Here is a 12714-nt window from a genome sequence, read left to right as displayed (position 1 = left end):
CGTTGAGGAGAAACCATGAAATATTCGCTGATGGCAGCAGCCTGCGTACTGGGTCTGGCCGCCACGACCGCTTATACAACCGCTTATGCAGCCGATCCAGCGGTCTGTCGTGACGTGCGTTTTGCCGACGTTGGATGGACCGATATCGCCGCGACGACCGGGCTTGCGTCGACCGTGTTCCAAGGCCTGGGCTACCACCCGACGAAGACGATCGCGTCGGTACCGATTACATTCGCCGGTATCAAGAGCAAACAGATCGACGTGTTTCTCGGCTACTGGGCGCCGACGATGGACCCGATCATCACACCGTTCGTCAAGGCCGGCACGATCAAGGTACTGCAACCGGCCAACCTGACCGGCGCGAAATATACGCTCGCCGTGCCGGACTATGTCTATAACGGCGGCCTGAAATCGTTTGCCGACATCCAGAAGTACGCGGACAAGCTGAACGGCAAGATCTACGGGATCGAGCCTGGCAACGACGGCAATGCGTTGATCAAGAAGATGATCGACGGCAACCAGTTCGGGCTTGGCAAGTTCAAGATGGTCGAGTCGAGCGAGGCGGGCATGCTGGTCGAAGTGGGCCGCGCGATTCGCGAGAAACAGTGGATAGTGTTCCTCGGCTGGGAACCGCATCCGATGAACGTGACGATGAAGATCGATTATCTGAGCGGCGGTGACGACGTGTTCGGTCCGAACTACGGTGAGGCCAAGGTCTTCACCGCGACGCCGCCCGATTACGCGGCGCGTTGCCCGAACGCGGCGAAACTCGTGTCGAACCTGCACTTCACGACGGCGATCGAGAACCACGTGATGGTGCCGATCATGAACAAGACCGACGCGAACAAGGCGGCAACCGACTGGTTGAAGGCTAACCCGCAGGTGCTGGATCAGTGGCTCGCGGGGGTGACGACGCTGGATGGGAAGGATGGGTTGCCGGCGGTGAAGGCTTATCTGGCTGCACATTGATGGGTGTTGATGATTTGCGGCAGGTGGGGCGCGCGACAGACCGAGTTGTCTGTCGCGCGCCCCGCGCGTTTCTACGACTAGAACCGGTGCTGAACGCCGGCCGTCACCCCGGCCTGGTTATCTGCCGCTGCCGTCAGATCGCGCGACAGGCTGATTTGCTGACCGTGTTTCGCCATCACATAGCCGCCTGTTAGATACAGAAGCGTTTGCTTGGACAATGCGTACTGGCCGCGCAGTGAGAACAAGGTTGGATCGGCGTTGCTGCCGCCTTTGATATCCTGGTGATAGACAGCGCCGACCAGCGTGAGGACCGGCGTGACATCGCAGGATCCACCGAACCAGTAAGTGGCGCTGCGCAACGCGGCCGCGGGCGTGGTGAAGGAGCGCTTATGGTTGCGGTAGCCGGCCATGACCTTGGCCGTGCCGAAGTCGTAGCTCAGACCCGCGTGGATGCCCTGGATGTAGTTAATGCTATCGGCGGGCGTCACGCTGCTGCGGGCGCCGTTCTGGCGGTCGAAGGTGACAACCGTGGCGAACGGTCCTTTGCCGTAGCCCAGCGCGACGTTGTATCTCGAACTGGTCTTCACGCTGCCCGGCACATTGCCGAAGCCATACAGCCCTCCAATCTTGACCCCCGCGAACTCGCCGTCATAACGTACGGCACTGGACGAGCGCGCGAGCAGGCCGTCCCTGCGGCCGCGCGGTGCGGTGGTCGAAATCCCCCACGAGTAGTTCCCCGCATAGCCCATGGGATCGAACGGCAGCATGTAGTCGAAGGTGACCGTGAAGGTGCGGCCGAGTATCCACTGGCCGAAGCGGTTCTTCAGACCGATCGTGGCACGCCGGTCGAAGAGCACATCCTTGCCGACGTCAAAGGCGCCGTTCGCGATGTCGAAGCCGTTTTCAAGCTGGAACACGGCCTTCAGACCACCGCCGAGATCCTCAACACCGCGCAGCCCAAAGCGCGATACGTTCTTGGCACCCGGGACGAAGTGTGCCGTGCCGCTACCTCCGCCGGTATGGTTCAGGTATTCGATGCCCGCGTCGACGATGCCGTACAGCGTCACGCTCGATTGTGCGTGTGCTGTTCCAGCGAGATCGACACACGATACGCCAAGTGCCAACTTTGCAATACGCCACTTCATTGTTTTCTCTCCCTTCGTTTCGTTGCTGCGTTGCTTGCGGTGACCGGTTGCGCAAATTGAAAGCATGAGTCCCCCTGCAGCACGGTGGCCGCATATCGACTGGAATGAACAGGGTTGGTGTACAGGCGCGCCAGCATCGCGTGCTAGCTGCCGTTACTGCGGAAATTTCAACCGCTTCGACTGGTCGAGGCAGCCCGGCAAACCGGCGCCGATCGTAGTCGAATAGACGATCAGTTCGTCCTCCTTCAGAACGGATTTTAAGCTGATTGTAATGTCAATCGATCGTCTGAGTTAGGCTGATTTGTGCGGAGAACTGCAGTGAAATGGATATTCCGGTTCATGGATTTCCCTGGGGCTGGCTAAAAACGCACTGCCCGTCGGACGGTGAGCCGGCGAATACCTGGACACCTGGTGCTTTGCTGGAACGCGTCGGCAGGACCGCCTCGGTCCACGGTGCGATTACGGCTGATAACCGAGACAGAGCGCGCCCAAAGTAACGATCACGCACGCGGTGATGCGACGCACCGTCAAGGTCTCACCGAGAAAAACTCGCCCGATCAATGCGGCGAACACGATGCTGGTCTCGCGGAGTGCCGCGATCGGCCCGACCGGACCGAGCGCGAATGCCGAGACGACCGCGCCATACGCGACGAGCGAAGCGACGCCGCCCGCCAATGCTCTGAGCGTTTCAGGTGCTCTGAGGTTGAGCGTCAGCTTGCCGCGTAACGCGACGAAGGTAATCGGCATCAACACACCGTAGAGCAGAAAAATCCACGCAACGTACGCTTGCGCATTGCCGGTATGACGGACGCCTAGCGCGTCGGTGGTCGTGTAACCGGCGATCATCAGCCCCGTGACGAGCGCCATCACAATCGATTCCGTATGAGCCCGCTGGTTGCCGAGAGAAAGACTCAGGATTCCGCCCGCGACGAGTGCGACGCCGGCTAGCGATAGCGTAGCGGGATGCCTGCCGGTCAACAGGAATGCACCGAGCGTGACCAGCAGCGGCACGCTGCCGCGCACGATCGGATAGACCTGTCCGAGTTCGCCGCGTCGATAGGCTTGAACGAGGAAGAGGCTATAGGCGATCTGCAGACACGACGAGAGGAGCACATAGGGCCAACTGGCGGGAGCGGGGAGCGGGAGTATTGCCGCCACCGGAATCGCTACGGCCGTGGTTGCGAAGCTCATCACAGTGATCGACCAGAGCCGGTCGGCGCCGGTCCGCAGTGCGGCGTTCCAGCTTGCGTGCAGGACGGCTGCGCCGAGCGCGAGTGCGATGACGACCGGACTCATGGGCAGGACCGCGACGTGTGGTTAGATGAGTGGCGACATAGTGCCGCTAAAGACGGACTGAAAGACACGTGCTGCTCCCATTGCAAATATGCAATCAGTTGCTGCTTGCAACCGCTAGTCGCAACGCCAGTCCGGCAAATACGGAGCCAAGCAGAATCTGCGGCAGACGGGTCGGACGCCGGCGTTGGCTCCAATGCCGGCTGAGTGTACTGGCGGACAGGATCACCACGCCGTTGACCACCAGACCGATCAGATTGAGGATCGTCGCAAGGATCAATATCTGCACCGCGACCGAACCATCCTCGGGCCGGACGAACTGCGGAAACAGCGCAAGAACGAACAGCGCCATTTTCGGATTCAGCAGGTTGGTTAATAGCCCCTGGCGGAAGATGGTCGCTAACGAGCGGCGGTCGTGTCCGCTCGCGGGCGATATCGTCACGCTGTGGGAACGGATGGTTTTCCACGCCAGATACAGCAGATAAGCCGCGCCAGCAAAGCGCACGATGTCATACGCAACGGGCACGGCGAGAAACAGCTGGGACAGGCCGAATGCCGCAGCCATCGCGTGGCAGTATGTCCCCACCTGAATGCCCGCCAGCGATGCAAAGCCGGCGGCGCGCCCCTGGCTCACGCTGCGTGAGGCGATCAGCAGCATGTCGGGACCAGGTGTCATGGTCAGCGCGATGCATGCGCCGGCAAAGAGCGCGAGGGTGGACAGGCTAGACATCGTGGTGCTCCTCGAGCGTGCCGATCGAAACGTAACGGCTCATACACTGGCCTTTAGCCGCGACGAACGCGCAGTGGACTGAAGGAGTTCCGCGCAAAGCTCATCGAGTTCGAGGCAATGCGTCCGGTCGTGATCGAGCATTTCGCGCACGAGATCTTCGAGCGTCATCCGTCGCACACCGTCACGTAACCCGCAGCGCTTGAGTTGTGCGGGCTTCAACCTCTTCAGCTCCGCGCACAGATGTTGCCGTGACTGCTCGAATGCCGTCACAGCCTGATTCAGATCCTGACGCATGTAATGCCGCTCGGCGGCCAATGCGGTTCCATCGACCGACTCGAGTAGCGGCAACGATGACGAACGCACGGCGCGAATCCGCGCTGCGAAGACTATATCCAGATCGCGCAGGTGGCAGGCGTGTTCGACCAATGAGAAGCCTGTACCCGCAGGTCGTTGCGACCATTGAGCAGCCGGTACGCGCGACACCGTTTCAGTCAGCTTCGCGGGCATTGCCATAAGCGCGCCGATCACCTCGGCGAAGGGCAGCAGAATCGGTAATGGACTGAAGACGGCGCCATAACTGAACAGCTCGCCGCCGACCCGCCCGCGCGATTGCACGACCTCATGCCCGTAGCGTCGCATCACGTCTGCTGTCATGGCGCCGCAAAACTGTCGGGCCGTCGTATCGTTTTCGATCTCGGGAAATTTCTCGGCGATTTCGTCCTTGACCGCGGCAATCGCCGCGACGCCGGCACGCGATAGCGCCGCGAACTCGATATAACGCTCGGGTGTGTCTATCAGTGTTTCGAGTTGTTGCCCGAGTGCGGTGGTTCTGAATCGATCGAAGCGTGAATGCATGGGAGACTGCGCCAGGTCGTTTTTATAACGTATCAAAACGATACGTTACGAGAGAAATCTCGTCAAGCTCTACCGACCATCCTTGTCGACGCCACAGAAATTGTGCGACGATCCCGCACAACTCCCCCCTGACTACCCCGCCTGGAAATTGGCCAATCCACTCTCCGCGACCGTACCGATCTCTCTCGTCAAGCGCTTCCTGGTAGGCGCCGATCAGGAGGTGGTCGAGCGGCTCGCCGAGCGTTCAGGTATTTCGCGGGCGTTGCTGCACGAACCCGGCGCACGCGTCACGCAGGAACAGTTTTCGACGCTCTACCGGCTACTCGCCAACGAACTCGACGACGAAATGCCCGGTATTTTCAGCCGCCCGTTTCGCAGCGGGACCTTGAAGTATCTGTGCCTGAGTCTGCTCGATGCACCGCGGCTCGAGGTTTCGATGCACCGGTTCAGCCAGTTTCTGCATCTGATCCTCGATGACTTCAAGGTCGAATGCGAGCGTGATGCAGCGCTGGGTCGCGTGACGCTCGTCCCGACCAAGAGCGGGTACATGACCAACGCACTTGGTTGCGAATTGCTGTTGAAGTGTGCGCATGGCGTCGCCTCGTGGTTGATCGGGCAGAAAATCCCGTTGCTCGCCATCGAGTTCAGTTTCCCCAAGCCGCTGTATGTCGGCGACTATCCGTATCTGTTCCCGGGGCCGGTGCGTTTCGACGCGGAGCACACCTGCATGTCCTTCGAGGCAACCTATATGGACATGCCGATCCGGCGCCACAAGGCCGATCTGCAGGATTTTCTGGCCCGCGCACCGGAAGACTGGATCTTCGTGACTTTTGCCGAACAGATGATGTGTCACCGTGTGCGCCACTACATCGCCGGTTGCCTGCCGGAGGTGGTGACCATCGAGGCCACCGCGCAAGCGCTCAATCATTCGGTTCGCACGCTGTGCCGCCGGCTCACCGACGAGGGCACCACGTTCCAGGCGATCAAGAACGAGTTGCGACGCGATATCGCGATTCAACGGCTGACGCGCACCGACGACACGATCGCGGCCATCGCGGACGACATCGGGTTCGACGACTCGACCGCATTTCATCGCGCGTTTCGCAGCTGGACCGGCAGTACACCGCAAGCGTATCGAAAGGTTCAATAGCGCCGCGCGCACGCCACGTACACCCCGTATCTGGCGAGAATGGTCAACCCAACGACCATCTGATCCGTACTTGACGTCACACGTCATGTGCCAAATGAATTTGCCCGTGTGCTGAAGTTGGCAGATTCTGTCAATAAATTGGCAAGAATGGATATAGGGGAAGCGCGCCATCAACCCTAGGATCGGTCTGCTAACAGGCGCGGGTAAGGGATTGAAACCCGCCTCCTGAAATATCGAATCAAACAATGCTGGAGACAGGTCAGAAGCGCCTTCGCGCCCACCGACGACATGCCGTTTGCGCCGAGAGCCAATGGCAGCAGGTCGTATGATCTTGTCGGCCAGCATGGTTGATCATGCATGGCGGATAACCGGCACACCGTTGCCGGTCGGTCTTTATATCGAGGAAAGAAGGGAGCAGCGTTTGAACAGCAGACACTGGGTGGCCAGTTACGGCGATATTCCATCTGAAATCGACGCCGACGCTTATCCGTCGGTCACGCATATGCTGGAAGGCGCGATGCGCAGGTTTGCGGATCTGCCCGCCTTCCGTTCGTTCGGCAACACGCTGACTTACGCCGACATCGACCGGCTGTCGCGCGATTTCGCCGCTTATCTGCAAGGCACGCTAGGCATCAAAAAGGGCGATCGCGTCGCCGTCATGACGCCGAACCTGCTTGCCTTTCCGATCGCGTTTCTCGGCATCATCCGTGCGGGCGCCGTGCAGGTGAATGTCAATCCGCTCTACACGCCGCGAGAACTTGAGCATCAACTCAAGGACGCGGGCGTCGAAACGATCGTCGTCTTCACGGGAAGCACCAGCGTCATCGCCGAGGTCAAGGACAAGGTCGGCCTCAAGACGATCCTGACCGTCGGCCCAGGCGACGGTACTTCGGCCAATCTGCCTGCACCACCTGTGGATGCACGGCTGACTACGACGATCGCGTTCCGCGACGCGCTTGCCGCAGGTGCCGCGTTGCCGTTCAAGCCCGTCGATACAACCGGCAACGATCTGCTGTTCCTCCAGTACACGGGCGGCACGACAGGGCTATCGAAAGGCGCGGCGCTGACGCACCGCAACCTCGTGGCGAATACCGAACAGTTCAAGGTCTTCATGCCCGGTGCAATGCGTCCGGGGCAGGAAGTGATCGTCACCGCGTTGCCGCTGTATCACATCTTCGCGTTGATGGTGAATTTCATCACCTTCTTCTCGATCGGCGCGGACAACTGGCTCGTGGCCAATCCGCGCGATCCGAACGAGCTGATCGGTGCACTGCGCGACTCCAGAATGACCTGCATCATGGGCGTCAACACGTTGTACAACGCACTTGTGATGCATCCTGGCCTGAAGGACATCGACTTCTCCCAGTTGCGTCTGTCGGGCGGCGGTGGAGCCGCGATCATCGCGACTACGTCGGCACGCTGGCAGGAGATCACGGGGAGCTTTATCCGCGAAGGCTATGGGCTGTCGGAAACCAGCCCCGTTCTGTCTTTCAACCCGGTCTTCATCGACGCATTCAACGGCACCGCCGGCTTGCCGCTGCCTTCCACCGATATCAAATTGCTGCGCGCCGACGGCAGCGAGGCCGCGCTCGGCGAGTCGGGAGAAATCTGCGCGAAGGGGCCGCAGGTGATGAGCGGCTACTGGAACCAGCCGGAAGCGAACCGCGCGGCATTCACGGCCGACGGTTACTTCCGCACTGGTGACATCGGCGTATTCGATCCGCAGGGCTTTCTCAAGATCGTGGATCGCGTGAAGGACATGATCATCGTGTCCGGATTCAACGTCTATCCGAACGAGGTCGAGGCGGTCGCTGCCGCGTGCCCAGGTGTAGCGGAGTGTGCGTGCGTCGGCGAGCCGAACGAGAAAACGGGCGAAGCGGTAAGGCTCTTTGTCGTCAGATCTTCCGGTAGCGAATTGACCGGGGAACAGGTCATCGAATATTGCCGCGGCGAACTGGCGGCCTACAAGATCCCCAAGTTCGTTACCTTCGTCGATGCGCTTCCCAAGTCGACAGTCGGCAAGATTTTGCGGCGCGAGCTTCGGCACACAAGCTGATCGCACCGATACCCGGCTAAAGCATAAATATCAAAGCTCTAAAAATCAGACTGGAAAAACCGGCCGATAAAAACTCGAATAAATCGAATAACGCGCAGGACCCAGGCTCAGGGAGGTCGGGGAATGGCTCGAACACCGCATCTTGAATGCGGGCGAGCCGCGTATCCGCATTCATGTCGCATTTGTGCAAGAGACAGACTCTTTAGAAAAAACATAGCCCGTAGCATCGATCAACGATCTGGAACACGGAGCGAGACATGCGTAAATTCACGAGGTATCTGGCAGCCTGGACGGTGGCGCTGATGTTTGCGTCGCCGGTCTGGGCTGCAACTTTTTCGGCAACGTATCAACGCATTGCAAGTTGGGATGGAACGCAGTTAGGGGCGGTTGTGCTGCTTCCGCAGGGGCAGGGTAGCGGTCCGTTTCCGCTGGTGGTCATGCCGGCAAGCTGGGGCGCGCCGAATCTGGAATACGTGGGACGCGGCGCGGAAATGGCCGCTAACGGCTATGTCGTCGTGAGCTATACGTCGCGCGGCTTTTTCGATTCGCAAGGCTCGATCGATATTGCCGGGCCGGACACGGTCAAGGACGTGAGCGCGGTGATCGACTGGGCGCTGGTCAATACGCCAGCGAACCCGAAAGCGATCGGCGTGTCGGGCATCTCGTACGGAGCGGGTCTCGGCCTGCTAGCTGCCGAACGTGATCCGCGAATCAAGGCAGTCGCATCGCTCAGCACCTGGGCCGATCTGCTTGCCGCACTCGATGCCAACCGCACACCGAGCGCGCAGGCCCTCGCTGTTCTGGGCCTGGGCGGCGCGGTGACCGGGCGAGCGGGGCCGCTACTCGCTTCGGTCGATGCCGATCTGCTCGCTGGCAACTACGACGCGATCGTGACCTCGATGACACCGGACAACGCGATACGCAGCCCGGCATCCGACGTATCGAAGCTCAACGCGAACGGCGCCGCGATCCTGGTCGCGAACTCGTTCGACGATGGGCTGTTTCCGCCGGGACAACTGGTGGATCTCTTTCAGAACATCAAGAATCCGAAGCAGATGATGTTCAGCCAGGGCGATCATGCGACCGCGGAAGTGCCCGGTGCGCTCGGTTTGCCCAACGACGTCTATACGGCGGTCGGTCGCTGGTTCGATCGTTATCTGAAGGGTGTGCAGAACGGCGTCGAGAAAGAATCGGTCGTGAAGCTGCGCTCGCAGGATAGCGTCTGGCATGGCTATGCTGATTGGTCCGCGGTGCAGGCGGGGGCGACGCACTACTATCTCGGCGGACCTAGAGGGCTGCTGCTGCCGACCGGGCAACTGGCTTCGTCGGCGAGTACAGGCTGGAATTCGTCGATCTTTACCGCGCTTCCGACGGTGGCGTCGTCAGGCATCGTCGAGGTGTCCGGCTTCCTGCAATCGCTGGGCCAACCGCCGGCCGCATTGATTCCGCTCGTATCGCGTCTCGGTGCGGGTGTCTGGGCAGGACCTAAGCTTGCGACTGCACAACGTCTCGACGGTATGTCGATGCTGCATGTGACGGTAACGCCGAGCCAGGCGAATACGTCGCTCTATGCTTACCTGTACAGCGTCGATGGATACGGTAACGGGCAACTGGTTTCGTACAAACCGTACACGCTGCGTAACGCCACACCGAACCTCGCCGTGCCAATCGATGTCCGTCTCGAAGCGAATAGCTGGAATATTCCGGCAGGCAATCAACTGGTGCTCGTGGTCGGCACTGTCGATTTTCGCTATGCCGGTGTGACTCAGGCTGGCGGCGTCGTGTCGTTTAGTTCGCCGCAGGGCGATCCTTCGACGTTGACGGTGCCGCTGCATTAGTCGTTGTGGGCCGCTCGACCTGTTGAGCGGCCCTTCATAAAACGTTTGAAGTTGGATGACAGGAAAACGGGTGCCCAGCTTCTCAGAAAAATCCGTGACCGAGCACCCCGGTTGCCAGTCAACCCATCAGCGTCAGGTCTTCCAGATGAGGCGGCGCCTTCCTGGCTAGATCCATCAATAAGCGATCGCTCCCACCGCATCGTGCGATGTTGAGGACATTGATGCGGGTGTTGGCGAGAAGCGACTTGATACCGTCATCGCCAATCCTGTCGTTGTAAGGCAGCTCGACTTCCTGCAGTCTGGGGCTAGCCGCGATTTCCTTCGCGTCGCTGGCTGTCAGGTTCGAGGCGGCAGACCGAAATCGTCTGAGGGTCGGATGTTGCAGAACTGCCTGGAGCGAAGCGCCCGAGAGATTGGGAGACTGGCTGGCATCGAGTGATTGCAGCCGGATGCCTCCGAGCTGTTTGAACGCGGTCGTCGACAATTGGCATTGCCACGGTAGCGTTAGTTCGCGCAAAGAGGCAGGCAACTTTGCGATGTCCGATTCCGCGAAAGACTGACCATGATGGAACGTCAAGGCGGTCATCTTGATGTTACGGAGCGGGCTTACGCCATCATGTTGCGTGTCCTTTGCTTCGGTGTCTTCAGCGCTGGACCCAGAAAGGCCGAATTGTTCCAGGACATCGTCCAGACGAGATCCATGCGCCATCGTTACTTCGATCTCCTTCAACCCAGGGAACTGTTTGAGCTGATCCAGAACTTCCTCTGTGGCCGGCATGCGCAGATGGAGCCTGGCCAGGGATTTCGGCAGGCGCGCCAGGTCGGCCTCTCCATACCCCTCCGATTGCAGCACCTTGACTTCACGCAGTTTCGGGAAATTCTCAAGAAGGGGCCAGCCATCCTCGGCTAAGGGACGTTCCAGCACGAGCGACTGAATCGATGCGCGCGCCCACTCCGGGATTGCGTCCAGATCTTTCGAATCGTATCGTCCGTGCGTAAGCGTCAGACTGTGCAGACCTCGTTGCGAGAAACGTGACTGGGGTTCATCGGCCAGAGAGGCCATGTCCTTCCGCAATTTGTCCGGGCTATTGAACGTGAGATCGCGGACCGCGCCGCCCGCCACCTGCGCAAACTGAGAACTGCCGAGCGCAAAATCCGACAGTGTCTTGCGATCAAGGTGATCGGCGATGTTATCCAGTATCTCTCGTGGTAAATCGGGAACGTCGGCAGAAACCTCGGCCTGTGGTGGACGAAGCAACTTGAGCTTATCCAGGGGGAGACGTAACGCCGATGTTGCTGCCCGTGCAATCGGGCTATCCGGCAAGCCACTAAGCTCCGCAGTACGGACTAGCGCCTTGGACAAGCCGGTTTCCTTGACCAGTCTGGCGGCATTCTGAATCTGCTCGGTAGCCATGCCGAGGGTCCACGACGCCACCCCTCGTACACCGTCGTTCTTGACCATGAAAGTAGTTCCTATGTAGTTGCGACGAACAGCGGTGAGCCTACGTTACTGGCGCGCCACCTGTGGCAATTGAGCGAAAGCCTGGAAAGATATGCGAAGTGCTCGAGTCGCTAACGAGACGGACAGTGTGTTATCGCGCCGAACCCGCTTCGTTTGCGAGAATCCGGCAAACCTTCAAGACATTCGGGTATTCCCCGCGGGCCCCCCGCGGCCTACGATATGCGTCTGGCCTCAAGCGGCCATGGCACTCCCGAACGTCAGGCATGTATCGCCAGACGCCCGCCGCCCGACTGATCCGACCCGCGACCCAGCGTCGCCGTCACACGAACAGGAGTCTTCCCCATGATGAACCGAAACAATCCCGTCTGGCTAATCACCGGCTGCTCGACCGGCTTTGGTCGCGAACTCGCCAGACTCGTGCTCGCGCGCGGCTGGCGCGCGGTCGTCACGGCGCGCGACGAATCGAAGGTGCAGGACATTGTCCGCGGGTATGAAGACCAGGCGCTCGTGCTGCCGCTCGACGTGACGAAACGCAAGCAGATCGAGCACGCCGTCGCACAGACAATCTCGCGCTTCGGCCGTATCGACGCGCTCGTCAACAACGCCGGCTACGGCTATCTCGCCGCGATCGAGGAAGGCGAAGACGACGCCGTGCGCGAGATGTTCGAAGCCAACGTATTCGGTCTCGTCGACATGACGAAGGCCGTACTGCCGACGATGCGCGCGCAGAAAAGCGGCATCATCGTCAACGTTTCGTCGATTGGCGGTCTGACGAGTTTCGCCGCGACCGGTTACTACCACGGCACCAAGTACGCGGTGGAAGGTATCTCCGAATCGCTTGCACAGGAAGTGAAGCCGCTCGGTATCGATGTGCTGATCGTCGAACCCAGCGCGTTTCGTACCAACTGGGCAGGACCGTCGATCAAGCAATCCGCGACGCAAATCGCCGATTACAGCGCGACTGCCGGCGAGCGCCGCAAGCAGACCGAGGCGCGTAGCGGCAATCAACCTGGCGATCCGGTGCGTGCCGCGCAGGCGATCATTGACGCAGCGCTCTCCGATACGCCGCCGTTGCGTTTGTTGCTCGGCAAGATGGCGCTCGAGCTGGCACGCAAGAAGCTCGACCTGCTGCGTCAAGATTTCGATACGTGGGAAGCGACGACAGTAGGCGCGGATTTCCCGCAAGGCGAAGCTTAAGAGATGTAAGAAGCGTGAG

General features: G+C 60.1%; 10 protein-coding genes. 5 read left to right on the top strand and 5 right to left on the bottom strand.

The genetic code is table 11. The annotated features are described in order from the left end of the window. The first annotated feature begins 15 nt into the window (after positions 1 to 15). On the top strand, positions 16 to 969 hold the full coding sequence (locus FNZ07_RS01025; RefSeq protein ID WP_091007205.1) for a choline ABC transporter substrate-binding protein: 954 nt from the start codon (positions 16 to 18) through the stop codon (positions 967 to 969). A gap of 77 nt (positions 970 to 1046) precedes the next feature. Here the strand turns inward: FNZ07_RS01025 and FNZ07_RS01020 are convergent, their stop codons facing one another. The 4 genes from FNZ07_RS01020 to FNZ07_RS01005 form a co-directional block, all read right to left on the bottom strand. Continuing rightward, a complete protein-coding gene (locus FNZ07_RS01020; protein ID WP_091007203.1) occupies positions 1047 to 2114 on the bottom strand; it encodes a porin in 1068 nt (355 codons plus the stop codon). Positions 2115 to 2573: 459 nt separating this feature from the next. Beyond that, a complete protein-coding gene (locus FNZ07_RS01015) occupies positions 2574 to 3410 on the bottom strand; it encodes an EamA family transporter (protein ID WP_091007201.1) in 837 nt (278 codons plus the stop codon). Positions 3411 to 3504: 94 nt separating this feature from the next. After that, positions 3505 to 4137 carry a LysE family translocator gene (locus tag FNZ07_RS01010; RefSeq protein WP_091007198.1) on the bottom strand — a complete coding sequence of 211 codons (633 nt, stop codon included), beginning with the start codon at positions 4135 to 4137 and terminating at the stop codon, positions 3505 to 3507. Positions 4138 to 4176: 39 nt separating this feature from the next. Next, positions 4177 to 4992 (bottom strand): DinB family protein, encoded by an 816-nt coding sequence (locus FNZ07_RS01005; protein ID WP_091007196.1) that lies wholly within the window; start codon positions 4990 to 4992, stop codon positions 4177 to 4179. Positions 4993 to 5140: 148 nt separating this feature from the next. Between FNZ07_RS01005 and FNZ07_RS01000 the strand changes: the two genes are divergently transcribed. The 3 genes from FNZ07_RS01000 (at position 5141) to FNZ07_RS00990 (ending at position 10036) form a co-directional block, all read left to right on the top strand. Beyond that, complete coding sequence (locus FNZ07_RS01000; RefSeq protein WP_245811331.1) at positions 5141 to 6142, top strand: AraC family transcriptional regulator; 1002 nt, start codon at positions 5141 to 5143, stop codon at positions 6140 to 6142. A gap of 421 nt (positions 6143 to 6563) precedes the next feature. Next, a complete protein-coding gene (locus tag FNZ07_RS00995) occupies positions 6564 to 8198 on the top strand; it encodes an AMP-binding protein (protein WP_091008803.1) in 1635 nt (544 codons plus the stop codon). A gap of 257 nt (positions 8199 to 8455) precedes the next feature. Next, positions 8456 to 10036: a CocE/NonD family hydrolase gene (locus tag FNZ07_RS00990; protein WP_091007194.1), complete on the top strand. Its 1581-nt coding sequence runs from the start codon at positions 8456 to 8458 to the stop codon at positions 10034 to 10036. A gap of 118 nt (positions 10037 to 10154) precedes the next feature. On the opposite strand, the gene FNZ07_RS00985 is transcribed toward FNZ07_RS00990, so the two are convergent. After that, positions 10155 to 11498, bottom strand: a complete 1344-nt coding sequence (locus FNZ07_RS00985; protein ID WP_091007193.1) for a hypothetical protein — start codon at positions 11496 to 11498, stop codon at positions 10155 to 10157. A 342-nt stretch (positions 11499 to 11840) separates the two neighbouring features. Between FNZ07_RS00985 and FNZ07_RS00980 the strand changes: the two genes are divergently transcribed. Continuing rightward, positions 11841 to 12695 carry an oxidoreductase gene (locus tag FNZ07_RS00980; RefSeq protein WP_091007191.1) on the top strand — a complete coding sequence of 285 codons (855 nt, stop codon included), beginning with the start codon at positions 11841 to 11843 and terminating at the stop codon, positions 12693 to 12695. The last annotated feature ends 19 nt before the right edge of the window (positions 12696 to 12714 follow it).

Origin of the sequence: Paraburkholderia megapolitana (assembly GCF_007556815.1) — a bacterium.
In the GTDB taxonomy this organism is placed as follows: domain Bacteria; phylum Pseudomonadota; class Gammaproteobacteria; order Burkholderiales; family Burkholderiaceae; genus Paraburkholderia; species Paraburkholderia megapolitana.
The sequence above is the reverse complement of the archived record's forward strand: the minus strand, read 5'-3'. Positions and strand labels throughout refer to the sequence as shown.